We start from the raw sequence: 24,010 nt of genomic DNA, 5'->3' as shown, positions 1-24,010 counted from the left end.
CAAATATATTTTCCGAAAAATTGAAAAAATTGGGAGAAAACTGCCGTGCAATATACACAGCAACTCGCCGGACGTGCGCTGATATTTGCCTCGGCCATGTTTGCCGCAAACTTTTCTGTTTGGACACTCTATGCAGTGCTCGGAGTGGAAATCGGCGAGCAGCTGGATCTCTCAGCTACAGAATACGGCATCTTGCTGGCCGCGCCGATCTTAAGCGGTGCGCTACTGCGTTTTCCCGCCGGGTTGTTGGTGGAATATTTCTCTGCAAAAAAACTCATCCTCTTGCAAATGCTATTACTGCTGCCGGTACTTTTACTCTTGCCCTATATCGAGAGTTACGGTGCGCATCTCCTGGCCGGCTTGTGGTTGGGGATTTCGGGAGTCTCCTTCGTGTTGGGTATTCGCTATATCAACCCGTGGTTCGAAAGGAGGCAGCAGGGCACGGCAATGGGCATTTTTGGTGCAGGCAACGCCGGGGCAGCGATTACCCTGGCCCTGGCGCCAGCGATCCAAAATTGGATGGGGCGCGAATGGATCGGGCCGATTTACGGTATTGGTATAGTGATCATGATGGTGCTATTCGAATTTTGTGCACCTGAAGAAACCCGTTATATGCGCAGCCGCAGCAAGGTGGATATTCACAATCACCTAAGACCACTGATGCAGATCAAGGTGTGGCGCTATGGGCTCTATTACTATTTTGTCTTCGGCAGCTTTCTCGCACTTTTACTGTGGCTGCCGAATTACTACTTGGCGGTGTACGAAGTGAGTACACAGGTGGCGATGGCTCTGACACTGCTGTTTGTGGCCCTGTCCAGTTCACTGCGTGCCCTGGGTGGCTGGTTTGCAGATCGCTATGGTGCGCGCACGGTGAATTGGAGTGTTTTCTGGACTTGTCTGGTATGCCTTTTTTTCCTCAGTTACCCCCCAACCAGTATGACGATTCATGGGGTGGAACGGGATGTGCATCTAAATATCGAGGTGGGCATTGAGTTGTTTACCTTGTTGTTACTGGTGATTGGCATTGCCCAGGGGTTTGGTCGCGCCTCGGTATACAAGGCGCTACACGATAATTTTCCGGCACATATGGGCAGTGTCGGTGGCACTGTAGCCACAATCGGTGCGCTGGGTGGTTTTACCCTGCCAGTGCTGTTTGGTATCGCACAGGATTTAGTGGGTATTCACAGTGCTGCGTTTATGTTGCTCTATGGTGTGCTGGCAGTTTGTATGTTGGTAATGTACCTGGCAATTCAGAGAGAGCATCATCAACAGCGTTTGGCTTTCGCTCAGCAAAATAATTTTTTGCATGAGGATGCGAGTAACTCTGCGGCTTTGCCAGATAGGTAGTACCCACTACCAAAATGGAATTATGTGTGCGTAGAAGGTAGGGGGTAATGATTTTTTCTGTTGAAAAAACTGTGGTTTCAACCACGTCTGAAAAATTGTAATTTGTCACTGTTCACTCCGTTGTTGCAAAGGAAAAGCGTAATGACCATTTCCAGATTCCCCAAAATATTCGGTGCTTTACTGTTGGGTGCCTGCAGCACTGTCGCATTGCAGGCCGCTGCGCAGGATGGTGAAAATGCCACTCTTGTCGACGCGCTAAAATCCGGTGAGGTCGGGTTGAATCTGCGCTATCGCGTGGAGATCGTCGACCAGGAAGATTATGACCAGGATGGTATTAATGGAGACGCAACCGCGTCCACTCTGAGAACCCGCCTCAACTGGCGCAGCGGCAGCTACCGCGGCTTCAGCGGTTTCCTAGAGATGGACGATGTTACTTCAGTCGGCAACGATAATTACAACTCTACCGTCAATGGTAAAACCAATTACCCGGTTGTGGCTGATCCAGATGGTACCGAGGTTAACCAGGCCTATATCCGCTATAACGGTGAAAATTCCGTAGTCACTGCCGGTCGTCAGCGTATTAACCTGGATGGCCAGCGCTTTGTCGGTGGTGTTGGCTGGAGGCAGAACGAGCAGACTTACGACGGCGTACGTTATCAGTATGGTAGCGCTGACAGTCTGCAGTTGGACTACAGCTATGTGTACAACGTAAACCGGATTTTTGGTGAAGATAGCGCCGGTGCTGAATTTGAAGGCAATATCCAGCTATTCCATGCCAGCTACCCGGTGGCTGAAAACCACAAAGTCAGCGGTTTCGTTTACAACCTGGATTTAGAGAATTTCGTTGAAAATGCCAGCCGCACTTATGGGGTGGACTACAAAGGGAATTTCGGCCCTGTAAAAGCCAATCTGAGTTACGCACGCCAGAACGATATTGGAGATAACACCTTCGATTACAGTGCGGACTACTACCTGGCAGAAGTGGGTACCGACCTGGGCCCGGTCACTGCGAAACTCGGTTATGAAGTATTGGGTTCCGATAATGGTGTCGGTTTCAGAACGCCTCTGGCTACCCTGCATAAATTCCAGGGCTACACCGACCAGTTCCTGACAACCCCCGGTGATGGCATAGAGGATATGTACATCAGCGGCGCTATGAAAATAGCCGGCGGTAACTTGAATATGGCCTATCACAATTTTGATGCGAATGAAGGTTCCGCAAATTATGGCCATGAGTGGAATATCAGCTACGGGCGCAAGCTGACAGAGGAAATTTCTGCACTGGTGAAATACGCCTCTTATCAGGCTGACGACCACAAGGTGGATACCGACAAGTTCTGGTTAATGGTGACCGCCAATTTCTAATTAAATAAAGCAGCTCCATAGCGAGGCCCCCGGCTCCGGCCGGGGTTTTCCCTGTAAAAACCGATCAATTTCTGTAGAGGAATTTTTCGGTTTTTAGTAATTCTGCCCACTGAATTTCCATTTTGTGATGTTATTTCCCTTAACGGTTGGCATCACTATGAGTACCTAAGGAGTACCACCTTTGCCCCAAGCATAAATTAACCAGCTTGATACACTGACATCAGTTTAAACACCGAGTCCCGCTACCTAAACAGCGCTGATTTTTATTGTCGCTGCAAGGTGCCGGGACCGTGGCCGTACCGGCCACCAGGGTCTAGCGGGAAACTGCGCGGCCTCCCGACATTGGAAAGGCGTTTAATGTTACAAGACAATTTTGGCCGTAGGTTTTATTACCTGCGCCTGTCCGTGACGGACATCTGCAACTACCGCTGCAACTATTGCCTGCCCGAGGGCATCGGTTGCGGACGTTCCCTGGAAGGGGAAAATCCTCTCTCAGTGGCTGAGGTGGGCACATTGGTGCGCGCTTTCGCTTCCCTGGGTACGGAAAAGGTACGCCTTACCGGCGGGGAGCCCTCCCTGCGCAAAGACCTGGTGCCACTACTCGAAGCCGTGCGCGCTAGCGATAAGATTCGCCGCTTGGCCATCACCACCAACGGTTACCGCCTGCCCAGTCAGATTGACGACTGGCACCGCGCCGGCCTGGATCAGGTGAATGTCAGTATCGACAGCCTCGACCCGGCTCAATTCCACCATATCACCGGGCACAATCGCCTGGATAAAGCCTTAGCCGGCCTGGATCGCGCCCTGGCCCTGGGTATCGATACCAAGGTCAACGCAGTACTGATGCGCCAGTACAACCTGGCTGAGCTGGATAATTTCCTCGCCTGGGTTCGCGAGACTCCGGTGACCCTGCGCTTTATTGAATTGATGCGCACCGGCGATAACCGCGAGTTCTTCGCCAGCAACCATGTCTCCGGTGGCGATATAGAAACCCTGCTGCTGCGGGAAGGCTGGGAGCAGGTGATCCGCACCCGCGATGCCGGCCCGGCGCGGGAGTATTTCCACCCGGATTACGCCGGCCGTATCGGCCTGATTACCCCTTACGGCAAAGACTTCTGTGCAAGCTGCAACCGCCTGCGGGTATCGGCCCAGGGCAAGCTGCACTTGTGCCTGTTCGCCGACCAGGGCTTTGATATGCGCGAAATCATAGCCGATGGCGATAGCGAGGCGCTGGCAGCTCATATCCGTGAGTTGATTGTGGATAAGACCGCAGGCCACCAGCTGCACGAAGGTTTTACCGGCGCTACCCGAAACCTGGCGATGCTGGGGGGCTAGGGTTATGGCCATAGCTCTTGTTAGTAAATCAACAATCGGTGTGGTGCTGGCCGGCGGCCGCTCCAGCCGGATGGGCCGTGATAAGGCATTGCTGGCCCACCCCCAACGGGGCAATTTCTTGCAGCATGCTGAGGCATTGCTGAGTGAGCTTCCGCTGGCAAAAGTCGTCACCAGCGGCGCCCGCCCCGGAGCGATTGAAGACCTGGTGCCAGAGCGGGGTCCACTGGGCGGCCTTTATTCGGTGGCCCTGACAACCGGTGCCGATGCGGCCCTGGTGATTCCGGTAGATATGCCCCTGCTCGGGCGGGAGCACCTCGCAGAGTTATTGGCTGAAGGGCAGACAAGTGGCCGGCCCTGTTATTTTGAAAAATTCTTTTTCCCCCTGTGGCTGCCTTTAAATGGCGATTGCCTGGATTATTTGCGCCGCGCCGGTGAGGGCAGTGCGCGCAATTCTGTCGGCGCACTGTTGCGTCACCTGGGGGCCAAATCCATACCCATAAAAAGTGCCGGCGATTGGCATCGCAATATCAATACGCCGGCAGATTATCTCGGCTTGAGTACGCCGGATAAAACTCCAGAAAACGGTTTTTTGAGAGACCACTGATTATGTCCGCACACGCTAGCAAAGAATTTGTACCGCTCAATATCGCGGTACTTACCGTATCCGATACCCGCAACGAGCAGACTGATACCTCTGGCCAGTACCTGGTGGAAGCCCTTAAAACTGCCGGCCATCAGCTCGCGGATAAGCGCATTACCCCGGACGATGTTTATCAGATGCGCGCGCTGGTCTCCGCCTGGATTGCCGATCCCAAAGTGCAGGTGGTATTGGTGACCGGCGGTACCGGTTTTACCGATCGCGACTCCACGCCGGAGGCCCTGAGCCCGCTGTTCGACAAAACCGTCGACGGCTTTGGCGAGCTGTTCCGCCATATTTCCCTGGGGGATATCGGCAGCTCTACCGTGCAATCCCGCGCGCTTGCCGGCCTCGCGAATCGCACGCTGATATGTTGTATGCCCGGTTCCACCGGAGCCTGCCGAACGGCTTGGGAAGGCATATTGCTGGAGCAGCTGGATGCCCGCCACAAGCCCTGTAACTTTATCCCCCATGTGCGCTTTGCCAGCGCGCCCTGCGAGAGCCGGGGGTAATTCATGAGCCAGTTAACCCACTTAAACCAGCGCGGCGAAGCCAGCATGGTGGATGTTACCGAGAAGGACATCACTGACCGCAGCGCCCTGGCCGAGAGCAGTATCAGTATGAGTGCAGAGGCTTTTGCACTGCTGAGCCAAGGGGCGCACAAGAAAGGCGACGTGCTTTCTGTAGCTCGCATCGCCGGCATCCAGGCTGCAAAGAAAACCTCGGATTTAATTCCCCTGTGCCATCCACTGGCGCTGACCAAGGTAGCGGTGGATTTCGAATTACAGCCGGAAAAACACAGTGTGCATATCACTGCTTTCTGCCGCCTGGCCGGGCGCACCGGGGTGGAAATGGAAGCGTTAACGGCGGCTTCGGTAGCGGCGCTGACCATTTACGATATGTGCAAAGCCGTGGACCCGGCGATGGAAATCGGCCCGACCCGCCTGCTACAAAAAACCGGCGGTAAGCGCGGCCACTGGCGCGGCGATGCTGCGGACAAGGCGTAACAATTTCAGAGGTGTAAAGCGATGGTAAAGGTTCTGTTTTTCGCGCGTTTGCGCCAGCAATTGGGCATGGGCGAGACTACCCTGGAGGACTTTTCCGGCAGTCTCAGCGAGTTGCGCAAAACCCTATGTGAACAGCACCCGGATTGGAGCCCGCACCTGCAAAGAGACGATATCCGTATGGCCTTGAACCAGGAGCTGGCAGAAACTGGAGCCCAGGTGAAGGCTGGGGATGAAGTTGCATTTTTCCCGCCGGTTACCGGCGGCTAGTGGTGCCAATATGAAAGCCGTTGATCGTATTGAAGTCTGTGAAACGCCCCTCGACGTAGCGGCTGAATATACCGCGCTGCAAGGGAACAGTGGTGATGGTGCCTGCGCCCTGTTTGTGGGTTCGGTGCGGGACTTCAATGCGGGCAGTGATGTCTGCGGCCTGGCCCTGGAACACTATCCGGGCATGACTGAAAAATGCCTGCAACAGATTATCAATGATGCCCGCGATCGCTGGTCTTTGGGTCGTGTGACTATCGTCCACCGGGTTGGCCCCATGCAGATCAACGACGAGATTGTTTTTGTCGGCGTTACCAGCCCCCACCGCCAGGCTGCCTTTGCCGCCTGCCAATACATCATGGATCGCCTCAAAACGGAGGCGCCTTTCTGGAAGCGCGAAGCGGTTGCGGATGAGTCCGGTAAGCCTTCAGAGCGCTGGGTTGAAGCCCGGGCCAGCGATGCTGCGGAGATGGAAAAGTGGTCCGTCGGCTGAGCCCGCTGCTATCCGCTTTACTGGTGGCCATCGCGCTACCGGTTAATGCGGATAACTGCACCTTGCGGGTGGCGGTAGCGGCCAGCTTTCGCCCGGCACTGGAAGAGGTACTGCCGGAATTTGAGCGTCGCCATGCCTGTGTGGTGCAAATCAGCAGTGGCAGCTCCGGGGTGCTCTACCAACAAATAGCGCACCGCGCGCCCTTCGATTTATTCCTGTCCGCCGATCGCGAGCGCCCCGAACTGTTGGAAAAGCAGGGTGGGGCACTGGGTAGCAGTCGCCAGACTTACGCCCTGGGTTTACTGGCTCTCTGGCACCCAAAATCGGAATCCAATATCAAGCAGCTACTGCAAACTTGGCCCGATAAAATTGTATTAGCCGATCCGAAAGTAGCGCCCTTCGGCAGTGCCGCACGGCAAGCGCTGCAAAGCCTGAATTTGTGGAAGAAAAAACAAACTCAATTAGCCCGGGCCCACAATGCAGGCCAAGCCTATTTAATGCTGGATTCTGGCAATGCGCAGCTGGGCTTTGTCGCCGCTAGCCAGATGCAAGCGGCCGGCCGCAATAATTACTGGTTGCTGCCGCAGCATTTGTACAAACCCATTGAACAGCAGCTGCTGATTCCCACCCAGAGTCGCCGACCTAAAGAGGCACAATCCCTCGCTAACTATTTGCGTTCAGGGGAAGTGCAGGCGCAGTTATACCACTTGGGTTACGGTGTTTTGCCAACTCAAGATCGAAGTAGAGATGGAGGGAGTGGCTTATGAATATCGCCGCTGCCGACTGGCAGGCACTGTGGCTAACTTTAAAATTGGCCGGCTTAACCACCTTACTCCTGTTTATTATCGGCGTGCCCTTGGCCTGGAAATTGAGCCAATGGCAGAGCCGCTGGCGCCACGGTATCGAGGTATTAATTACCCTGCCGCTGGTACTGCCACCCACGGTTTTGGGCTTTTATTTACTGCTTTTATTTTCCCCCAACTATGCCCCCGGGCAGTGGCTGTCACAACTTTTTGATGGCCCGCTGGTGTTTTCCTTCACTGGCCTGGTGTTTGCGTCAGTGATTTATTCCCTGCCGTTTATGGTGCAGCCGTTGCTAGCCGCGTTTAATGCCAATGGCCAGCGATTGACCCAGGCTGCCGCAGCACTGGGTATTCCGCCCTGGGCGGCATTATTAAAAGTTCTTTTACCGGCGAGTCGTGCCGCTATTGTGAGTGCCTGTGCTTTAACGTTTGCCCATACCCTGGGTGAGTTCGGGGTAGTGCTGATGATTGGTGGCGCTATTCCCGGTGAGACCCAGGTGGTTTCTATCGCTCTTTATCAACATGTGGAGGCGATGGAATACGGTGCGGCGCATCGTCTGGCTTTGATGTTGATGGGGATTACTACCGTACTGCTACTCGCTGCCCGTTGGCTGGGACATAGTCTGGCCCCGCGCGGATCAAGTAGCGAGCGCGCTAAACCGGTAATGGGGGTGCTGGGTTAATGGAAATTACCTTACCCCTATTCGGTACTGCGTCTACCATTTCTGATTCCACCGGATTGAGTGTTACAGGGCTGATGACTCCGCTTAATGCTGCGGCTCCCTGGCAATTAGAGCTGCCTGCCTCTGGGATTTTTGGTCTTACCGGCCCCTCCGGCAGCGGCAAGAGTACATTGTTGGCTGCCCTGGCTGGCCAGCGCCATTGCCGTGGCAATATCACTTTTGCCAATACAGTCTGGCAGCGCGGACGCCGCGCCCTGGCTACCCACAAAAGAACGCTTTCTTTGGGCTTTCAGGATAGCCGCTTGTTTGCCGGCCAGTCAGTGGCAGATAACCTGGCACTGGCCCGCCGTTACAGCCGCAGGCCACTGCCTATGGAGGAGTGTGATCGGCTGTTAAAGGCTTTTGGTATTGAACCGCTACTCCATCAGCCGGTGGAGCTATTGTCTGGTGGAGAAGCCCAGCGAGTGGCTGTATTACGCCAGCTTTTTAACAACGCGCTGCTGCAATTATTTGATGAGCCGCTTTCAGCGGTTGACCGCGCCCGGGTACTGCGGCGCCTATTGCCGACCCTGCGGGATTTCTGGGCCCGATATCCGGCGCTGGTGATCTGGACCAGTCACGACTTTGATGAAATCCAGCTGCTGGCCCAGCGCTGTTTGTGGATGGATTCTGCCAATTTGTCCGCACCACTTTCTTTACCTGAAGTTGCCCAGCGCCTGGATAGCCACGGCGTAGGGGATAGTTGTCGGAGCCGGATTGAAGCGCGAGTGGAATCCCTAAGCGATGGTCTGCTGACTTTGGATTTAGGGGGGATTTCTATCTTTGCAGATAGGGTGGCGGGCCATTATCGAAAAGGCGACACTGCAGCTTTTCTGTTGGAAGCTGGAGATATCAGCCTCAGTGTAGAGAAGCCGGGCCTGTCCAGTATCCTCAATTGCCTGCCGGTAACTTTAGTTGCCAAGCAGAACCTTACCGATGGCCGCATACGCTTACAGTTAGCCGCTGCTGATCAGGTTTTCTACGCAGATATTTCCCGCCTCTCCTGCGAGCGCCTAGAACTGCGTGAAGGTACTACCTACTTTGCCCAGTTTAAGGCCGGTAGTCTTGCCGGTTTGTAAGTAGTTCCAGCGCAATTTCTGAAAGCGCATCTCTTCGATCCCTAAAACCCCAGCAATTTGTTTGCTAAGTTTGAACGCTAGCTAATAATTGGTGCTCCTATGGGCGTTGTGTTGGGAATTTCCCTCTTTAACGAGGGCGATAAATTTTACCGGGAACAAGCACAGGTCGAGGGCTTACCTGTAGCGAAAGCTGTGACCATTGAGGATCTACACCTGGTACTTATTCGCTGCATAGAAGAAGGTGGGCACAACTATCGAGTAAGACGCCTGGAATCGGGTGAGCTGGAAATTGCCGAGCTACTTGAGGATTGTGAGCCCTACCGGGTCGATGCTTTCCGCTACGAGCTTCGCCGAAAGGGCGACGCTATCGTTATCCACTCTACTTACAAAGATGATGCCCTGTACTTTCATCTGGCTTGCCGCGCAGCTAGTGGGCAGAGAGTTAAGATAGATTTCCACGGCGAGCACCCGTTTTATAACTATGACTCCATAGCGGAATACCAGGGTGGTGGTAACTATCATCTGGCCAATTTCTTTGACCTTCAATATTTGCCCGGTTATATCGAAGAGCACTGCCGGCGATTTATTCGCTGCCTGGAGTACTGGTCCTTTACCTTCTTTATCCCGTATTTGGGCAAGGTAGAGCTGAATAACCACACTTCCGATCCAGAACAGCCTCTCTACCACCTCGATTTCCATTGCCCGGAGCGCAAGCTAAAAATCTTCCAGTCGGCAACGGAGAGAGAGGGTTCTTACTATTTTCGCGACGCCATCTCGGCAGAAAAGCTGGTGCAATTGCTTGAAGCCATGGCGACTGAACTGCTGCCAGAGCTGCAAAAAGCCGATGTTACGTCTTGCTTGAGCTGCTTTGAGGCTATCCACCAGGCTTACAGTGAAATAGAGAGCACCATTGAGACGGATGAAAGTCTTGCCTCAGTTGCGGAGGATCTTATTGGGTACCAGCAGAATATCCGTGGCAGACCTGTCCAATACGAAGTCACTGAAAATGCAGATGGATCTATTACTGTGCAGGCCTACTATTTTCAGCCGCCCGTAGGTTACAACTATACGGTCAGTGCTGAGGATATCGCCGGGGGCCATATTTATCTGGATAAGCTGCACGATTTAGATTTTTATGAGCAGATGTGCAGAGCTATTGCCAGGCATCTATGCCCGACGATGCCGACCGTTGAAGATTTGGATGAAGTGACAATTTATTATCATCGGGATTCAGATAAAAAGCTGATTGCCAGCTTACTTGAAGGCTCGGATATAACGCCGATATTGATTCAGGTGAAATAAAAAAGGGGAGGTAAAACCTCCCCGAATCAACGGTATCCCGTGAGTGAAACCGAATTAAGGATTGTAGAATTCGCCGTTCTTGCGCAGGTAGAACCAGTAGTTAATCACCAGGCATACCGCGTAGAAGATGGCGAAACCTGCCAGTGCATATTCCGGGGTAGTGGCTTTGATTTGCTCGCCGAAAACCTTGGGAATGTAGAAGGCACCGTAGGCGGCAACGGCTGAGGTCCATCCCAATACCGGACCTGCCTGCTCTTTCGGGAACACCATGGCGATGGTGCGGAAGGTAGAACCATTGCCGATACCGGTAGCGGCGAACAACAGCAGGAACAGCAGGAAGAAGGGCAGGAAGAACTCTTCCGGAGTGGCTGAGCCGTAGGCAGCCTTCATGTAGTAGGCCACCCCCAGGGCGCTACCCACCATTACCGCTGCACAGATCTGGGTGACCAGGGCACCGCCGATGCGATCGGAGATCCAACCACCTACTGGGCGAATCAGGGCGCCGATAAAGGGGCCCATCCAGGCGTACATCAGGGCGCTGGGGCCATTGTTGTTGATGGTATCGTGGGTCATAACCCCGTCCACCATTACATGGCTGTAACCAAAGATCACCTTGATAGCCAGCGGGAAAGCCGCAGCGAAGCCGATAAAGCTGCCGAAGGTCATGGTGTAAATCACACTCATCACCCAGGTGTGCTTGTTGTTGAAGATACGGTACTGACGCTGCAGGCTGGTTTTGATCTCACCGGGCAACAGTTTCAAGCCGAATACTGTGGCAGTGATTACCAGCACCAGCACGATTTCCTTGGGCACGCCCCAACCAGAACCGTTTGCCGCTTCAGGTAAGAGCAACCATAGCCCCACGATGGCGGTGAACAGGCCGATTCCCAGCATCATGGTCATCTTCACCATGGCGCCGAGAGAACTGCCTACATCCGGGGTAACTTCCTCGGTGCGCAGGTTGTTCATACCGAACCAGCCAATAAAGGCTAGCGGTACCAGGAACAGCAGCCATACAAAACCGGCATTTTGAATCCACGCTTCAGAACCGGCGGGTACCTTGCCAATCAGGGAGCCAGAGCTGCTCACCAGGGTCATGGGGTCGCCGCCGGCCGCGCCAAAGGCACCGAAGGTCATAAATAGCGGTACCAGGATCTGCATGGTGGTAACACCGAAGTTACCCAGTCCTGCATTCAAGCCAAGCGCCAGCCCCTGCTTTTCCTTGGGGAAAAAGAAGCTGATGTTGGACATGGAAGAGGCGAAGTTACCACCACCGATACCAGACAGCAGCGCCAGCAATTGGAATACCCACAGTGGGGTCTCCTTGCTCTGCAGCGCGATACCGGTGCCGAGGGCGGGGATCATCAACAGGGCGGTGGTGAATACGATGGTGTTGCGTCCACCGAACAGTCGAATAAAGAAACTACTGGGTATTCGCAGGGTGGCACCGGTAAGACCGGCGATAGCCATCAGGGTGAACAGATCGGCTTTGGCGAAGGGAAAGCCGAGGTTGAGCATTTGAACGGTAATAATGCCCCAGTAGAGCCACACGGCGAAGCCGCACAGCAAACTGGGAATGGATATCCACAAATTCCGGTTTGCGATTTTCTTGCCCTTGGACTGCCAGAATTTGCTGTCCTCCGGGGCCCACTCGTAGATGTCAGACACGGCGGCCACTCCTCCTCGAAATGATTCGTGCTGCCACTATGGGCCGGGGATTTAGCCCGCTCAATTACCAACAGTAAGTAACCCTTTTGCTCCCGCGCGTAACAGCTACCTCTTTAGGGGTAAGCGCAGCCAATGGACGCTATGGTAAAGTCACTGTTCAGATTTAAACCAATTCTCACCAATGAAGTAGGATCTCCCATGACTTCTTCTGCCACGGTAATGATGGTCGATGACCACCCCCTGTTCCGCAAAGGTCTCAAGCAGCTGTTTGCCATGGAGCCCAGTTTGGAGTTGGTGGCTGAAGCCAGTAGCGGAGAGGAAGCGCTGGAGTTGGCCAAGCAGTATGAGCCGGACCTTATTTTGCTGGACCTGAATATGCGCGGTATGGATGGGCTGGATACCTTGCGGGCGATGCGGGCTGCCGATGTCTCCTCGCGTATCGTGATACTGACGGTTTCCGATAACAATGCCGACGTGGTGTCCTGTATCCGCGCTGGTGCCGATGGTTATCTTCTCAAGGATATGGAACCGGAAGATATTCTCGACCAGGTGATCCAGGCCACCCACGGCAAGCTCGCTATCAGCCAGCGCCTTACGGAGATCCTTGCTTCGGCCCTACGCAAGCCAGATAACTCCGGTGCAGATACTCTCTCTACCCTTACCAGCCGCGAATACCAGATATTGCAGTTGATCGCTGATGGCCTCAGCAACAAATTGATTGCCCGCGAGTTAGATATTAGTGATGCAACCGTGAAGGTACACGTCAAACATCTGTTGAAGAAACTGGGGATGCGCTCCCGCGTGGAAGCTGCCGTGTGGATGGTCAATCAAAAGCGTTCAGAGTCCCAGGACCGGGCGCACTGACCGGCACTGCCCCAACTGCAAAGGATTGAAGTAAGAGAAATTTTTCCATGCCCACCATTGATTGTTGTAGCCAGCCGGGCCTGATGCCCATAGAGAGTGCTCGCGAGAAACTCCTACAGGCACTGAACCCTATTGAGGGTACTGAGATATTACCGCTGGCCCAAGCGAATGGTCGGGTATTGGCTGAAGATGTTATCTCCACAGTAAACCTACCGCCCTGCGATAATTCCGCGATGGATGGTTACGCCCTGCGATATGAAGACCTTGCCAGTGGTTTACCGCTGGAGCTGATCGGTAAATCCTTTGCCGGTGCGCCCTTCGATGGTGTGGTGAACCCGGGTACCTGTGTGCGCATTATGACAGGAGCGGCAGTACCTGCCGGTGCGGATACGGTGGTGATGCAGGAAAATGTTGATGCCCAGGGTGAATCGATACGTATAAATTGCGAGGTTCGCTCCGGCGATCATATCCGTCGCTGCGGTGAGGATGTAGCTGAAGGCTCCATTTTGCTTAAAGCTGGAGAGCGTATCAGCGTTCCCCATATCGCCCTGCTTGCCGCTGCCGGTGTTGGCACAGTGACAGTAGTGCGCAAACCGGTAATCGCTCTTTTTTCAACTGGTGATGAACTGCGTCAGCCCGGTGAAGCCCTGGGCAAGGGCGATATCTACGATAGTAACCGTATTGCTCTATTGGCAGCCTTGGCCCAGATGGATCTGGAGGTTTTGGATTTGGGCATATTGCCCGATAACAAACAGGCTATTACCGATGCGTTGCAGCGTGCAGCCCAAGAGGCCGATGCCATTATCACCTCCGGCGGTGTCTCTGTCGGTGAGGCAGATTACACCCGCGAAGTGTTGGAAGAACTGGGAGAGATCGGTTTCTGGAAAGTGGCGATGAAACCCGGCAAACCTTTTGCCTTTGGTTTCCTACAGGGAACGCCCTTCTTCGGCCTACCCGGCAACCCGGTTTCCGCTCTGGTTACTTTCTACCAGCTGGCCGTGCCCGCCCTGAGTGTAATGAAAGGCGATCACTGGACTGGCCCGCAGACCTTGCAGGCCAAGCTTCTAAAACCCCTAAAGAAAAAGCCCGGCCGCACCGATTTCCAGCGGGGAGTCTATTGCACCGATGATAGTGGAGCTTTGGTGGTGGAACCGGTTGGCACCCAGGGAAGCCATATTCTCACAGGGCTAGCTGCTGCAAACTGCTTTATTGTTTTGGCGCGAGAGAGTGGCAGCGTGGAAGCGGGGGAGCAGGTGGTGATTGAGCCTTTGGGGGTGCCGTTGGGGTAAGGCTGCTTAAGCGGGTAGCCTGTGAGAGAGAGGATGAGCTTCGCCCTTTGGGCTCGCTGCTCTCCGGCAGCTTTGCTGCCTCCGAGTCGAACCTGAGTTCGAACAAAACCTGGGAGTTAGCCATATATAAAGAAGCTCGCATAAGAGGGTGGTGCGCGTGAGGATGAGCTTCGCCCTTTGGGCTCGCTGCTCTCCGGCAGCTTTGCTGCCTCCGAGTCGAACCTGAGTTTGAACAAAACCTGGGAGTTAGCCATATACAAAGAAGCCCGCATAAGCGGGGAGTGTGCGAGAGGATTAGCTTCGCCCTTTGGGCTCGCTGCTCTCCGGCAGCTTTGCTGCCTCCGAGTCGAACCTGAGTTCGAACAAAACCTGGGAGTTAGCCATATACAAAGAAGCCCGCATAAGCGGGGAGTGTGCGAGAGGATTAGCTTCGCCCTTTGGGCTCGCTGCTCTCCGGCAGCTTTGCTGCCTCCGAGTCGAACCTGAGTTTGAACAAAACCTGGGAGTTAGCCATATACAAAGAAGCCCGCATAAGCGGGGAGTGTGCGAGAGGATTAGCTTCGCCCTTTGGGCTCGCTGCTCTCCGGCAGCTTTGCTGCCTCCGAGTCGAACCTGAGTTTGAACAAAACCTGGGAGTTAGCCATATACAAAGAAGCCCGCATAAGCGGGCTTCTTTGTATATGGCCCGCCCGAGAGGATTCGAACCTCTGACCTTCGCCTCCGGAGGGCGACGCTCTATCCAGCTGAGCTACGGGCGGTTAATTGGCTATCTGTGCCAGTGGGAGGCGGATTATACAGAAGGGTAGGGGTGTGCGAAAGGACTTGCGGCAAGGTTACGTAAGCTTTGGCAGGTGGCGGTGCAGTGCTTATAATGCGCGGCGTAGAAGTTTGCGGCAGTAATTCGATAGTCTACGGGCCATCTCACTTCGGTCCTTTGGGGGAATAGTATGAAGAGTATTTTGGGTATTGTGGCGGTACTGGCCGTCAGTGCAGCTGCGGCAGTGGCCCAGCAGTCTGTTAACGAAGAAATTGCAGAGCGCATTGCTCCGGCAGGTGAGACCTGTATGAAAGGCGAGGAGTGCGCGGCAGCAGTAGCGGCAGCTCCTGAGGGCGCAAGTGGTGGCGAACGTAGCGGCGAGGCTGTTTACAATGCCAGCTGTACAACTTGTCATGCCATGGGTATTGCAGGTGCACCAAAGTTTGGTGATGCTGCAGCCTGGGCACCGCGTATTGCCAAGGGAATGGACACTCTTTATACCAATGCTATTAAGGGTATCAATGCCATGCCGCCTAAGGGCTTGTGTATGGATTGTAGCGATGGTGAGATTAAAGCCGCTGTGGACTACATGGTGGATAACAGTAAGTAAGCTTCTACTTACTATCGAAAAGGCCGCTTATTTAGCGGCCTTTTTTATTTCTAAATTTAAATCAAAATATTCAACTTATTGGCTTTTCTTAAACAGCGATTTTAAGTTAGATCTTTGACTTTCTAATCTCCTTATTAGATGTCGTATAAAGAGAAGTACTTTTAGTTGTTCTTAATAACTATATGAGTATTTGTTATTAAATATCTCGAAGCGATAAATGTAATAAACCGTAATTAGGCGTTGTTTCCCTCCAGCCCTATAGAATCTGTATTATCCGCGCCTGCTTGTAAAAATATGTATATAAAAACACAAGGATTTTACGTATGAAGCTGGGGACACTCTTCTATTTCGCTGCTCTATCGTTTGTATTGGCTGCCTGTGGTGGTGGAGGTAGTGGTGGAGGTAGAAATTTGGAAGCCCCTGATGATTCTCCTGCTGCAGGATCAGGTGGTGTAGTTGATTCAGCAAACACAGATGAGGTACCTCCTGAAGTATCAATTACATTCCCATCTCTTCAGGATACCTGGACTTATCAGCGTGAAGTTATTCTTCGTGGTACTGCTAGCGATGATATGCAAATTAAAGGCGTGTATGTCAATGACGTATTAACTGAAACCACAGATAATTTTTCTAACTGGAAGTTGGAAGTAAATGTGGATAAACCTACTATGGAGTTTGTGATTAAAGTAGTTGATACTGGAGGGAATGAGACGATTTTACAGCCATTGAGAATAAATGCTCATGATGGCTTCGCACGTAGGGCTTATGGAGCTCTGGCAATAGATTCAAAAAATAGTCAGTTATATGCAGGGCCACATCCAACAAGGATACAACTATCTAAATTTGCTTTTAATCGCTTTGAAGGTGATTTGCCATCAGTAACTGCAATGGCAATAGATGAAATTCGCAATAAATGGTATGTGACGACTTTGGAGTATCTTGCAGAATTGTCTTTGGATACAGGAGAGGTTCTAGAAAAATATGAAGTTGAAACGGAATATGCCAGTATTGATGTTGATGAAGTTTCAGGAAAAGTTTATTGGAATAATTCGGGAAAAATAGACGTACTTGATCCTACAACAGGTATTTTTAGTTCAGTTTCTGGGGTGAATAAAGGGAAAGGCCCAGAATTGGAGTCTGACACTAAAGTAGCGATCAATAGTCAGATTGTTTATGCATTTTCCGATACTGCTGTTTGGGGGCAGATCCAATCTTTTTTGTATATGATCGACCTGGAGACAGGAGATAGAAATCTATATAAGAATCTATACGACACTCCTGAAAAGATTACTCGAGTAACAGCTGCGGCATCACATCCAGATAAACCTATTTTATACTTTTTGGCTAGCTCAGAACTTTCTGGAGATGGAGTTGAAAATTTATATGGTTTTAATTTAAATAATAATAATATATTCAAAATCATTGATATGGAGAGTGTGGACTTTATTTCCGCCGATTTTGAATTGGCCTCTTTGCAAATTGATCGCGTAAATGATGCTGCTTATATACTATCACAGTCTTCTGGACAGCTTTATAAAGTGATATTGGGCAATGGAAGTATCACTCAGGTTTCAAGAAATTTTCGCGGCAAAGGTCCATCAATAGCAGGGATTTCTATTCCTGGCTTTGAGTACGATGTTATTAATAATTACTTAGTTACATTAACTTCCTCGGTGTGGTCAGATGCAGGAGGGAAAATAATGTCAATTGATGTCGATAGCGGAGATCGTAAGGTGATTTCTGGCCCAGATCATGGTCTTGGTGTTAAATTTTCTCATGCGAATGATTTGTCTATTTCCCAACAGGGAAACATTTTTGTTGCAGACTCTGGTAGTAATGATATCAAGATTGTAAACACTCAAACGGGAGATAGGGCAATATCAGCGGGAAATGATATTGGATGCTGTACTTCACTTGAATATCCTTCGGACGTGGAAGTTGATGCTCAAGGAACAACAGCCGTAATCATTAACCCTTGGAAGCAACTATTGAAAGTTGACCTATCTACAGGAAATAGAACCATTTTGACCGATGGAACTGAACAGCATGGTACCGGCCCGACATGGGATGGCTTATCAGGTATAGAAGTAGATTTTGATAAGGCTATTGTATATGCCCTTGGCTTTCCACGTAGTGGCGTTAGAGCTATATATGAAGTTAGCTTAGAAACAGGGGATAGAGAGCTATTACTTAGCAGTGAGTCCTCTCTGAATTTCCCCAACTCAACTAGCATGTTTTTTGATTCTCAACAGGGCAGCCTACTGTTTCCAACATGGGATGAGTCTGCAAGCTATTTCGAATTTGATCTAGAGGAAAAGCAAATGAAGGAAAAGCAGTATTTTGGGAATGATACTAAGTATAGAATTACAGCTTTCACAAAAGCAGGTAATCGCCTTTTTGCTAAATTAAGCAATCCTAACAGTGTGGCTGAGATTGATCCACAAACCAGATCAGTAGTTATCATCTCAGAATAGAGATTCCTTGCTGCTAAGTGAGGCCGCATTTGCGGCCTCAATCAAACATACTCAACAAAGACCCCAGAGTTTCCTCCCCCTTTGCCTGATTCTGCTCCGGCGTCGCCTTACCAAACCCTTCAAGCAGCACATCTTCTTCCGGCAATTCGTCGATAAAGCGGCTGGGTGTGGTGTCCTGGGTTTCGCCAAACTGTTTGCGCTTGCCCGCCAGGGTCATGGTGAGGGTACGTTGGGCGCGAGTGATACCCACGTAGGTGAGGCGGCGCTCTTCTTCGATATTGTCATCCTCAATACTGTTGCGGTGGGGAAGTAAGTTCTCTTCCATACCGATCATAAACACGTGGGGGAATTCCAGGCCCTTGGCGGCATGCAGGGTCATCAGGCTGACCTTATCGGTGGCTTCCTCTTCTTCCTGGCGTTCCAGCATATCCCGCAAGATCAGTTTGGAGATAGCCTGTTCCAAGCGGATATCCTGCTCCAGCTCATCGTCGGTGCCCTCCATAATCTTGTTAAGGCTTTCCAGCAGCCAGTACACATTCTCCATGCGCTTCTCGGCCACCTTCTCGCTGCTGGCGTTTTGCGAGAGCCAGCCGGCGTAGTCAATATCCTCTAACATTTCACGCAGGGCGCCATTGGCAGAGGTATCGCGACAGTTGCGTTGCACCCCTTCGAGCCAAAGGGCGAAGCGGTTCAGGCGCTCGTAGCCCTGTTCGTTGATATGCTCCTTAAAGCCCAGTTCCGAGCAGGCCTTAAACATGGAGATTTCGCGACCCTTGGCATAGTTGCCCAGGGCTTCCAGGCTGCTGGTGCCTATCTGGCGGCGTGGGGTGTTGATAATGCGCAGGAACGCATTGTCATCGTCCGGATTTACCAACAGGCGCAGGTAGGCCATCACATCCTTGATTTCAGCGCGGGCGAAGAAGGAAGTACCGCCGGACATCTGGTAGGGGACCTGGTGTTCCTGCAATTTCATTTCGATCAGGCGCGCCTGGTGGTTGCCGCGATAGAGCACGGCGAAATCCATAAACTTGCAGCCGCGGCGGCTCTTTTGCAGGAAGATCTCGTTGGCAACCCGCTCGGCCTCCTCATTTTCATTGGCCACCTTGAGTATGCGGATCTCTTCACCCAGGCCGCGATCGGACCACAGTGCTTTATCGAACTCGTGGGGGTTGTGGGCGATCAGATGGTTGGCCACTTTAAGGATGCGGCTGGTGGAGCGGTAGTTCTGCTCCAGTTTGATCAGGCGCAGGTTGGGAAAGTCGGTCTTGAGCGCGCTCATATTTTCCGGGCGTGCGCCGCGCCATGCGTAGATAGACTGGTCATCATCCCCCACTACAGTGAGGCCGCCACGTCCGCCGACTAGCAGTTTTACCAGCAGATACTGGGAGTTGTTGGTGTCCTGGTATTCGTCCACCAGCAGATAGCGAATTTTCTTGCGCCAGCGTTGCAGCAGCTCCGGGTCTTTGTCGAATAGCTGCACCGGCAGCAGGATCAGGTCGTCGAAGTCTACTGCGTTGTAGGCCTTCAGGGCTTCGCAGTATCGGTCATAGGCAATAGCGATAGCCTGCTCACCAGGACTCTGTGCCTGCTCCAGGGCGCGGCGCGGGGTGAGCATATCGTTCTTCCAGTTCGAGATCTGGTTTTGTACCCGATCCAGCAGATCCGTATCCAGGTCGCCATCTCTCAGCATCAGCTCCTTGATGAGGGCGCGGGCATCCTCGGCATCAAAGATGGAGAAGCCGGGCTTAAAGCCGGCGGCGCGGTACTCTTTGCGCAGGATATTCAGCCCCAGGTTGTGGAAGGTGGACACGGTGAGGCCGTGACTCGCCTTGGAGCGCTTGCCATCCGGGCCCGCCAGTAGCTTGCTCACCCGCTCTTTCATCTCCCGCGCCGCCTTATTGGTAAAGGTGAGGGCGGCGATATTGCGCGCGGCATAGCCACACTGCTCGATCAGGTAGGCGATCTTGCGAGTGATTACGCTGGTCTTGCCAGAGCCGGCGCCGGCCAGAACCAGGCAGGGGCCATCGACATACTTCACGGCTTCAGATTGGCGGGGATTGAGCTGAGTCATAGATGGGGTTGCATCTTCGCGTGGCGAGAAAGCGGGGGATTCTAGCAGCCTTGGTTCGAATCCTCCCAGCACCATTGAGAACGATCGACCGTATGTGTACTTTGCACTTGGGATTGGCTATAACTGCGCCTTATTCCCTGCTTGTGTAACCCCATGCAACAACCCATCGCCGGCTACCACCTGGATGAAGAGGATCACTGGGTGGCGGAGCTCGCCTGTGGCCATTTTCAACATGTACGCCACAATCCCCCCTGGACCAATCGGCCCTGGGTGATCACTGAAGAGGGGCGCGAGTCCATGCTGGGTTTCCAGCTCAATTGCAAGAAATGCGATGAGGGCGCACCGCCCGATACGCTCGAAAAGGTTGTACAACCATGACAAAACTCTGGGTTGATGCCGACGCCTGCCCGGTAGCTATTAAGGAAATTCTGTTTCGCGCCGCCGAGCGCACTGCCACTGAATTGACACTGGTAGCTAACCAGGCGGTGCGGGTACCGCCGTCGCGCTATATCCGCTCTGTGCAGGTAACTGCCGGCTTTGATGTGGCGGATAACGAGATAGTACAGCGCTGCGAGGCTGGGGATCTGGTCATTACCAGCGATATCCCCTTGGCGGCAGAAGTGATCGATAAGGGTGCTGAAGCCCTAAATCCCCGTGGAGAGCGTTACACCAAAGCCAATATCCGCGCGCGACTCAATATGCGGGACTTTATGGATACCCTGCGCTCCAGCGGCGTTCATACTGGCGGACCGCCAGCGCTTAGCCAGGCGGACCGCAAAGCCTTTGCCGATCAGTTAGATCGGTGGTTGGCAAAAAGTCGCAAATAGGCTGGAGGGATGGCCATGGAAGGTTTAAGGCTGGAGCCATTACAGGAATGGCAACTGCCAACGTTGATGTCCTGGTTGCCGGATAAACAGCAGTGCCAACAGTGGGGTGGCCCCAATTTCCGATTTCCGTTCGATCAAGGATCTTTTCTAGAGGACTGCCGGTGGCCGGAGTTGCCAAGCTATGTTCTTCTGGATCGAGAAGGAGAAATGCTCGCCTTCGGTCAATATTACCAACACCTGGACCGGTGCCATTTGGGCCGTCTGATTGTCTCCCCAAATCACCGTGGGGCCGGCCTTGGGGAAGAACTGGTAACACTTATTGCACAAACCGGTATCAAAGCCCTGGGTGTAGCAGAGTGCTCTTTGTTTGTATTGCGTACTAATTTGGCGGCGCGCAGACTCTACGATAAGTTGGGTTTTATACAAGTTGCCTACCCTGAACAACGCGAATGGCTTGATCTGTGTGATTTTATGGTCGCACCGGCTGAAGGCTTTCAGTAAGAACAGATAATAGAATAGTGATTATCCGATGTCTGAATTAATACAACCAGCTACCGAGCGTCTGCAGCTACGTCAATGGCGGGAAGAAGATAAGCCCGTGTTTGCCGAAATGAACGCTGATCCCAGTGTGATGGAGTTTTTCCCTTCGCTACTGACACGGGAAGAAAGTGATGCGGGTGTCGATCGTAGTAGCGCACATATAGAAAAGTATGGATGGGGCTTCTGGGCTCTGGAGCTCAGGGAGAGCGGAGAGTTTCTTGGCTTTGTCGGTATAAAAAATGTGACCGACAACCTGCCCTTTGCCCCGGCGGTAGAGATTGGCTGGCGACTGGCTCGCCCCTTTTGGGGTAAGGGTTATGCCAGTGAAGCGGCACGGGCATCTCTTCATGTAGCCTTTAACTCTCTGTGTCTTAATGAGGTGGTATCTTTTACGCCGTTACAAAATATTCGTTCTCAAAAAGTAATGGAACGCTTGGGTATGCAGAGGGATTTTCTCGTTTTTGAGCACCCGCAGGTTCCCCGCGAAAGTCCTTTACTGCGTCACTGCCTATATCGTCTAAGCGCCAGTGACTGGAAAAAATTTAATGTAATTGGCTTCGACTAACCCGGGAACAAATGCTCTTGGCTGGGTTCGGATAGGAAGGCGAAAAAGGTTCGCTCTCTTTTTAATAATAACCAGTCAGATATTTCCTCACTTCCGATGTCAGGTGAGGATAGGGAGTTCTCGCTATGGGATGGTGGTTTTCTTTTAAGTCGATCTTTATAACGGCTATTGGCCTTTTGCTAATGGTTGTTCATCTCAGTGCATCTGCTGAACCTTTTCTCAAAATCAGTCAGCGCCCGGATGGTTCATTACTTTATTGGTCTCTGGAAAAACCAGCGAATAAAGGAAAAATTGGTTTGTTCCTGATGGCCCAGGGCTCTGGCTGTTTACCGGCAATTAAAAACACCACTCTTCAGCAGGCCAAAGAGATGGCTGTGGATTATGCCGTGTTAATGGTAGAGAAATATGGAGTAACCCATACCGACAGCCCCGAAGAACAATTTAAAGATTGTTCTCAGGAATACATAGCCAATCATACTGTTGAGCAGCGTACGCTAGATGTTGAGCAAATTGTTGACGAACTACGCGGGGCCGATTGGTGGAATGGCAAGCTGGTCCTGTTTGGTGGTTCCGAGGGCGGTGACCTTGTTGCCCGATTGGCCCCCAGGTTGAATCCAGATGCTGCAGTGGTCTTTTCAAGTGGGTTGGGGGAGTCGTTTGCCCAGGCGTTAAAGGGTTTGGTTCCACCCCATGTCGCTAGAGAGGTGGATGTCAAACTTGCCTATGCCCGAGCCAACCCCAAAAGCGCGGAAATCTGGGGTGGAAACTCTATGCGTTGGTGGGCCGATGTCGCTGATCGGGTACCGGTCAATGACTTACTGGATAGTCGTGCCCCTGTCTTGTTGATTCAGGGCGCAGAGGATAAATCTGCTCCGGTCAGTTCCGGCCGTGCAGCGAGAGATGCTTATGTTTCCGCCGGGCGCTGTGAGCTGACTTATTGGGAGTATTCTGGTTACGATCACTTTATGACAGATACTGATGGGATCAATCACCGAGGTGAGGTATTTGAGCGGATTACTGGCTGGATTGAAGACGCTGTACTGAATGGAGCTCCTGGATGTATCTCCGATACAAGAAAAAAGAAATAGAGACCTATAGATGAATATAAGAATCAAATTAGCCGTAATAGTAATGGCAACTTATTCCAGTATTGCGATGGCAGAAAATTTCCCTGTATTGCCGCAACTGGATACCTATAAAGTGCCGGAATCCTGGCGTCAGCCGGTAGCGCCGCTAAAGATAGCGGATAATACATGGCAGATAGGTACCCAGGGAATTACTTCTTTACTGCTAAAGGGTAAAGAAGGTGCGATTCTAATTGATGGAGGAATGGAGCAGACGGCCGAGCACTTATTGGGAAATATGCGCAGATTGGGAATTGCACCCACCGACCTGAAATTAATTTTGCACAGTCATGCTCATGCAGATCATATCGGTCCCCTGGCCGAGCTAAAACGTATTACCGGCGCCCAGGTAGTGACAAATGCTGAGTCGGCAGTATTGATGGCTCGTGGTGGCGCTAATGATATTCATTTTGCAGATAAAATTTTATACCCATCAGTAAACGCGGACCGTATCCTGCATCATGGAGAGCAAGTTGTCCTTGGGGACTTACGACTTCGTGTACATTTTATTCCGGGGCACACTCCTGGCAGTATGGCTTGGACTTGGCAGGATACTGTTGATAGTAAGGTTATCGATATCGCTTATGTAGATAGCCTTACGGCTCCGGGTTATCAGTTGGTCAATAATCTCCGTTATCCCGATATTGTTCAAGATTACCGAATGAGCTTTGAACGGGTGCGTAAATTACCCTGTGACCTACTTATCACACCTCATGCGGGCGCAAGTGGATGGGTGTTTCGTGATACAGCTAAGCAGAAGAAAGCGGTTAGCTGCGAGAAATATGCAGCTAAAGCTGGCAAAAATCTGGAGAAAAAACTTGCAAGTAATTCACAATAAAATCTCTCTGGGCATATGAAATTACATGG

At 52.1% G+C, this 24,010-nt stretch carries 24 protein-coding genes, 1 tRNA gene and 1 riboswitch; of the genes, 22 read left to right on the top strand and 3 right to left on the bottom strand.

The genetic code is table 11. The features are described 5' to 3' along the window. Positions 1–45: 45 nt before the first annotated feature. The 12 genes from ACJJIP_RS19945 to ACJJIP_RS19890 all read left to right on the top strand — a co-directional run bounded on the left by ACJJIP_RS19945 (position 46) and on the right by ACJJIP_RS19890 (position 10,354). Entirely contained in the window at positions 46–1,347 is a 1,302-nt protein-coding gene (locus ACJJIP_RS19945) for an MFS transporter (RefSeq protein ID WP_444945846.1), read from the top strand. Between the two features lie 141 nt (positions 1,348–1,488). Then, positions 1,489–2,712 (top strand): alginate export family protein, encoded by a 1,224-nt coding sequence (locus ACJJIP_RS19940; protein ID WP_020413726.1) that lies wholly within the window; start codon positions 1,489–1,491, stop codon positions 2,710–2,712. 218 nt (positions 2,713–2,930) lie between these two features. Further along, positions 2,931–3,081: riboswitch (molybdenum cofactor riboswitch) on the top strand. Further along, on the top strand, positions 3,070–4,047 hold the full coding sequence (gene moaA / locus ACJJIP_RS19935; protein WP_413664021.1) for a GTP 3',8-cyclase MoaA: 978 nt from the start codon (positions 3,070–3,072) through the stop codon (positions 4,045–4,047). (Overlaps the previous riboswitch by 12 nt.) Positions 4,048–4,051: 4 nt before the next feature. After that, entirely contained in the window at positions 4,052–4,651 is a 600-nt protein-coding gene (gene mobA, locus ACJJIP_RS19930) for a molybdenum cofactor guanylyltransferase (RefSeq protein ID WP_444945845.1), read from the top strand. Between the two features lie 2 nt (positions 4,652–4,653). Continuing rightward, entirely contained in the window at positions 4,654–5,196 is a 543-nt protein-coding gene (gene moaB, locus ACJJIP_RS19925; protein ID WP_020413723.1) for a molybdenum cofactor biosynthesis protein B, read from the top strand. A gap of 3 nt (positions 5,197–5,199) precedes the next feature. Then, positions 5,200–5,691: a cyclic pyranopterin monophosphate synthase MoaC gene (gene moaC, locus ACJJIP_RS19920; protein WP_282930383.1), complete on the top strand. Its 492-nt coding sequence runs from the start codon at positions 5,200–5,202 to the stop codon at positions 5,689–5,691. Positions 5,692–5,712: 21 nt separating this feature from the next. Next, positions 5,713–5,958 carry a molybdopterin converting factor subunit 1 gene (gene moaD, locus ACJJIP_RS19915; protein ID WP_282951930.1) on the top strand — a complete coding sequence of 82 codons (246 nt, stop codon included), beginning with the start codon at positions 5,713–5,715 and terminating at the stop codon, positions 5,956–5,958. A gap of 10 nt (positions 5,959–5,968) precedes the next feature. Then, positions 5,969–6,448: a molybdopterin synthase catalytic subunit MoaE gene (gene moaE, locus ACJJIP_RS19910; protein WP_444946941.1), complete on the top strand. Its 480-nt coding sequence runs from the start codon at positions 5,969–5,971 to the stop codon at positions 6,446–6,448. Then, positions 6,433–7,215 (top strand): molybdate ABC transporter substrate-binding protein, encoded by a 783-nt coding sequence (modA, locus tag ACJJIP_RS19905; protein WP_444945844.1) that lies wholly within the window; start codon positions 6,433–6,435, stop codon positions 7,213–7,215. The genes moaE and modA overlap by 16 nt, the downstream gene beginning before the upstream one ends. Continuing rightward, positions 7,212–7,934 (top strand): molybdate ABC transporter permease subunit, encoded by a 723-nt coding sequence (gene modB / locus ACJJIP_RS19900; RefSeq protein WP_444945843.1) that lies wholly within the window; start codon positions 7,212–7,214, stop codon positions 7,932–7,934. The genes modA and modB overlap by 4 nt, the downstream gene beginning before the upstream one ends. After that, positions 7,934–9,052, top strand: a complete 1,119-nt coding sequence (locus ACJJIP_RS19895) for an ATP-binding cassette domain-containing protein (RefSeq protein ID WP_444945842.1) — start codon at positions 7,934–7,936, stop codon at positions 9,050–9,052. The genes modB and ACJJIP_RS19895 overlap by 1 nt, the downstream gene beginning before the upstream one ends. A gap of 99 nt (positions 9,053–9,151) precedes the next feature. After that, the gene (locus ACJJIP_RS19890) at positions 9,152–10,354 is read left to right on the top strand and encodes an Ig-like domain-containing protein (protein ID WP_444945841.1); all 1,203 of its coding nucleotides are present in this window, start codon (positions 9,152–9,154) and stop codon (positions 10,352–10,354) included. Positions 10,355–10,408: 54 nt separating this feature from the next. On the opposite strand, the gene ACJJIP_RS19885 is transcribed toward ACJJIP_RS19890, so the two are convergent. Then, positions 10,409–12,022, bottom strand: a complete 1,614-nt coding sequence (locus tag ACJJIP_RS19885; protein WP_020413715.1) for an MFS transporter — start codon at positions 12,020–12,022, stop codon at positions 10,409–10,411. A 132-nt stretch (positions 12,023–12,154) separates the two neighbouring features. Here ACJJIP_RS19885 and narL point away from each other — a divergent pair, with 132 nt between their 5' ends. Together narL and moeA are read left to right on the top strand one after the other, a co-directional pair. Beyond that, positions 12,155–12,886, top strand: a complete 732-nt coding sequence (gene narL, locus ACJJIP_RS19880; RefSeq protein ID WP_020413714.1) for a two-component system response regulator NarL — start codon at positions 12,155–12,157, stop codon at positions 12,884–12,886. A gap of 47 nt (positions 12,887–12,933) precedes the next feature. Then, a complete protein-coding gene (moeA, locus tag ACJJIP_RS19875; RefSeq protein ID WP_444945840.1) occupies positions 12,934–14,175 on the top strand; it encodes a molybdopterin molybdotransferase MoeA in 1,242 nt (413 codons plus the stop codon). A gap of 681 nt (positions 14,176–14,856) precedes the next feature. On the opposite strand, the gene ACJJIP_RS19870 is transcribed toward moeA, so the two are convergent. After that, a tRNA-Arg gene (locus tag ACJJIP_RS19870) sits at positions 14,857–14,933 on the bottom strand. A gap of 189 nt (positions 14,934–15,122) precedes the next feature. On the opposite strand from ACJJIP_RS19870, the gene ACJJIP_RS19865 reads away from it, so the two are divergent. Together ACJJIP_RS19865 and ACJJIP_RS19860 are read left to right on the top strand one after the other, a co-directional pair. Further along, positions 15,123–15,542 (top strand): c-type cytochrome, encoded by a 420-nt coding sequence (locus ACJJIP_RS19865; protein ID WP_020413711.1) that lies wholly within the window; start codon positions 15,123–15,125, stop codon positions 15,540–15,542. A gap of 323 nt (positions 15,543–15,865) precedes the next feature. Further along, positions 15,866–18,016 (top strand): hypothetical protein, encoded by a 2,151-nt coding sequence (locus ACJJIP_RS19860; RefSeq protein ID WP_444945839.1) that lies wholly within the window; start codon positions 15,866–15,868, stop codon positions 18,014–18,016. Positions 18,017–18,053: 37 nt separating this feature from the next. Here ACJJIP_RS19860 and rep read toward each other — a convergent pair whose 3' ends face one another. Next, positions 18,054–20,087 carry a DNA helicase Rep gene (gene rep, locus ACJJIP_RS19855; protein WP_353375769.1) on the bottom strand — a complete coding sequence of 678 codons (2,034 nt, stop codon included), beginning with the start codon at positions 20,085–20,087 and terminating at the stop codon, positions 18,054–18,056. A gap of 153 nt (positions 20,088–20,240) precedes the next feature. Here rep and ACJJIP_RS19850 point away from each other — a divergent pair, with 153 nt between their 5' ends. The 6 genes from ACJJIP_RS19850 to bla all read left to right on the top strand — a co-directional run bounded on the left by ACJJIP_RS19850 (position 20,241) and on the right by bla (position 23,981). Further along, the gene (locus tag ACJJIP_RS19850) at positions 20,241–20,465 is read left to right on the top strand and encodes a DUF3565 domain-containing protein (RefSeq protein ID WP_282951923.1); all 225 of its coding nucleotides are present in this window, start codon (positions 20,241–20,243) and stop codon (positions 20,463–20,465) included. Then, entirely contained in the window at positions 20,462–20,914 is a 453-nt protein-coding gene (locus tag ACJJIP_RS19845; RefSeq protein WP_282951922.1) for a YaiI/YqxD family protein, read from the top strand. The genes ACJJIP_RS19850 and ACJJIP_RS19845 overlap by 4 nt, the downstream gene beginning before the upstream one ends. 15 nt (positions 20,915–20,929) lie before the next feature. After that, on the top strand, positions 20,930–21,415 hold the full coding sequence (locus ACJJIP_RS19840) for a GNAT family N-acetyltransferase (protein WP_353375767.1): 486 nt from the start codon (positions 20,930–20,932) through the stop codon (positions 21,413–21,415). Between the two features lie 28 nt (positions 21,416–21,443). Then, positions 21,444–22,019 carry a GNAT family N-acetyltransferase gene (locus tag ACJJIP_RS19835; protein ID WP_353375766.1) on the top strand — a complete coding sequence of 192 codons (576 nt, stop codon included), beginning with the start codon at positions 21,444–21,446 and terminating at the stop codon, positions 22,017–22,019. A gap of 125 nt (positions 22,020–22,144) precedes the next feature. Beyond that, on the top strand, positions 22,145–23,107 hold the full coding sequence (locus ACJJIP_RS19830) for an alpha/beta hydrolase family protein (protein WP_444945838.1): 963 nt from the start codon (positions 22,145–22,147) through the stop codon (positions 23,105–23,107). Positions 23,108–23,117: 10 nt separating this feature from the next. Beyond that, complete coding sequence (bla, locus tag ACJJIP_RS19825) at positions 23,118–23,981, top strand: subclass B3 metallo-beta-lactamase (protein ID WP_444945837.1); 864 nt, start codon at positions 23,118–23,120, stop codon at positions 23,979–23,981. The last annotated feature ends 29 nt before the right edge of the window (positions 23,982–24,010 follow it).

The organism is Microbulbifer variabilis (assembly GCF_052467165.1).
Note: the sequence above shows the minus strand (reverse complement) of the source record. Positions and strands in the feature narration are given on the sequence as shown.

Coding starts and splice junctions, on each gene's coding strand:
- ACJJIP_RS19940 (WP_020413726.1), top strand. CDS start 1,489: ATGACCATTTCCAGATTCCCCAAAATATTCGGTGCTTTACTGTTGGGT.
- moaA (WP_413664021.1), top strand. CDS start 3,070: ATGTTACAAGACAATTTTGGCCGTAGGTTTTATTACCTGCGCCTGTCC.
- mobA (WP_444945845.1), top strand. CDS start 4,052: ATGGCCATAGCTCTTGTTAGTAAATCAACAATCGGTGTGGTGCTGGCC.
- moaB (WP_020413723.1), top strand. CDS start 4,654: ATGTCCGCACACGCTAGCAAAGAATTTGTACCGCTCAATATCGCGGTA.
- moaC (WP_282930383.1), top strand. CDS start 5,200: ATGAGCCAGTTAACCCACTTAAACCAGCGCGGCGAAGCCAGCATGGTG.
- moaD (WP_282951930.1), top strand. CDS start 5,713: ATGGTAAAGGTTCTGTTTTTCGCGCGTTTGCGCCAGCAATTGGGCATG.
- moaE (WP_444946941.1), top strand. CDS start 5,969: ATGAAAGCCGTTGATCGTATTGAAGTCTGTGAAACGCCCCTCGACGTA.
- modB (WP_444945843.1), top strand. CDS start 7,212: ATGAATATCGCCGCTGCCGACTGGCAGGCACTGTGGCTAACTTTAAAA.
- ACJJIP_RS19895 (WP_444945842.1), top strand. CDS start 7,934: ATGGAAATTACCTTACCCCTATTCGGTACTGCGTCTACCATTTCTGAT.
- ACJJIP_RS19890 (WP_444945841.1), top strand. CDS start 9,152: ATGGGCGTTGTGTTGGGAATTTCCCTCTTTAACGAGGGCGATAAATTT.
- narL (WP_020413714.1), top strand. CDS start 12,155: ATGGACGCTATGGTAAAGTCACTGTTCAGATTTAAACCAATTCTCACC.
- moeA (WP_444945840.1), top strand. CDS start 12,934: ATGCCCACCATTGATTGTTGTAGCCAGCCGGGCCTGATGCCCATAGAG.
- ACJJIP_RS19865 (WP_020413711.1), top strand. CDS start 15,123: ATGAAGAGTATTTTGGGTATTGTGGCGGTACTGGCCGTCAGTGCAGCT.
- ACJJIP_RS19860 (WP_444945839.1), top strand. CDS start 15,866: ATGAAGCTGGGGACACTCTTCTATTTCGCTGCTCTATCGTTTGTATTG.
- rep (WP_353375769.1), bottom strand. CDS start 20,087: ATGACTCAGCTCAATCCCCGCCAATCTGAAGCCGTGAAGTATGTCGAT.
- ACJJIP_RS19850 (WP_282951923.1), top strand. CDS start 20,241: ATGCAACAACCCATCGCCGGCTACCACCTGGATGAAGAGGATCACTGG.
- ACJJIP_RS19845 (WP_282951922.1), top strand. CDS start 20,462: ATGACAAAACTCTGGGTTGATGCCGACGCCTGCCCGGTAGCTATTAAG.
- ACJJIP_RS19840 (WP_353375767.1), top strand. CDS start 20,930: ATGGAAGGTTTAAGGCTGGAGCCATTACAGGAATGGCAACTGCCAACG.
- ACJJIP_RS19835 (WP_353375766.1), top strand. CDS start 21,444: ATGTCTGAATTAATACAACCAGCTACCGAGCGTCTGCAGCTACGTCAA.
- ACJJIP_RS19830 (WP_444945838.1), top strand. CDS start 22,145: ATGGGATGGTGGTTTTCTTTTAAGTCGATCTTTATAACGGCTATTGGC.
- bla (WP_444945837.1), top strand. CDS start 23,118: ATGAATATAAGAATCAAATTAGCCGTAATAGTAATGGCAACTTATTCC.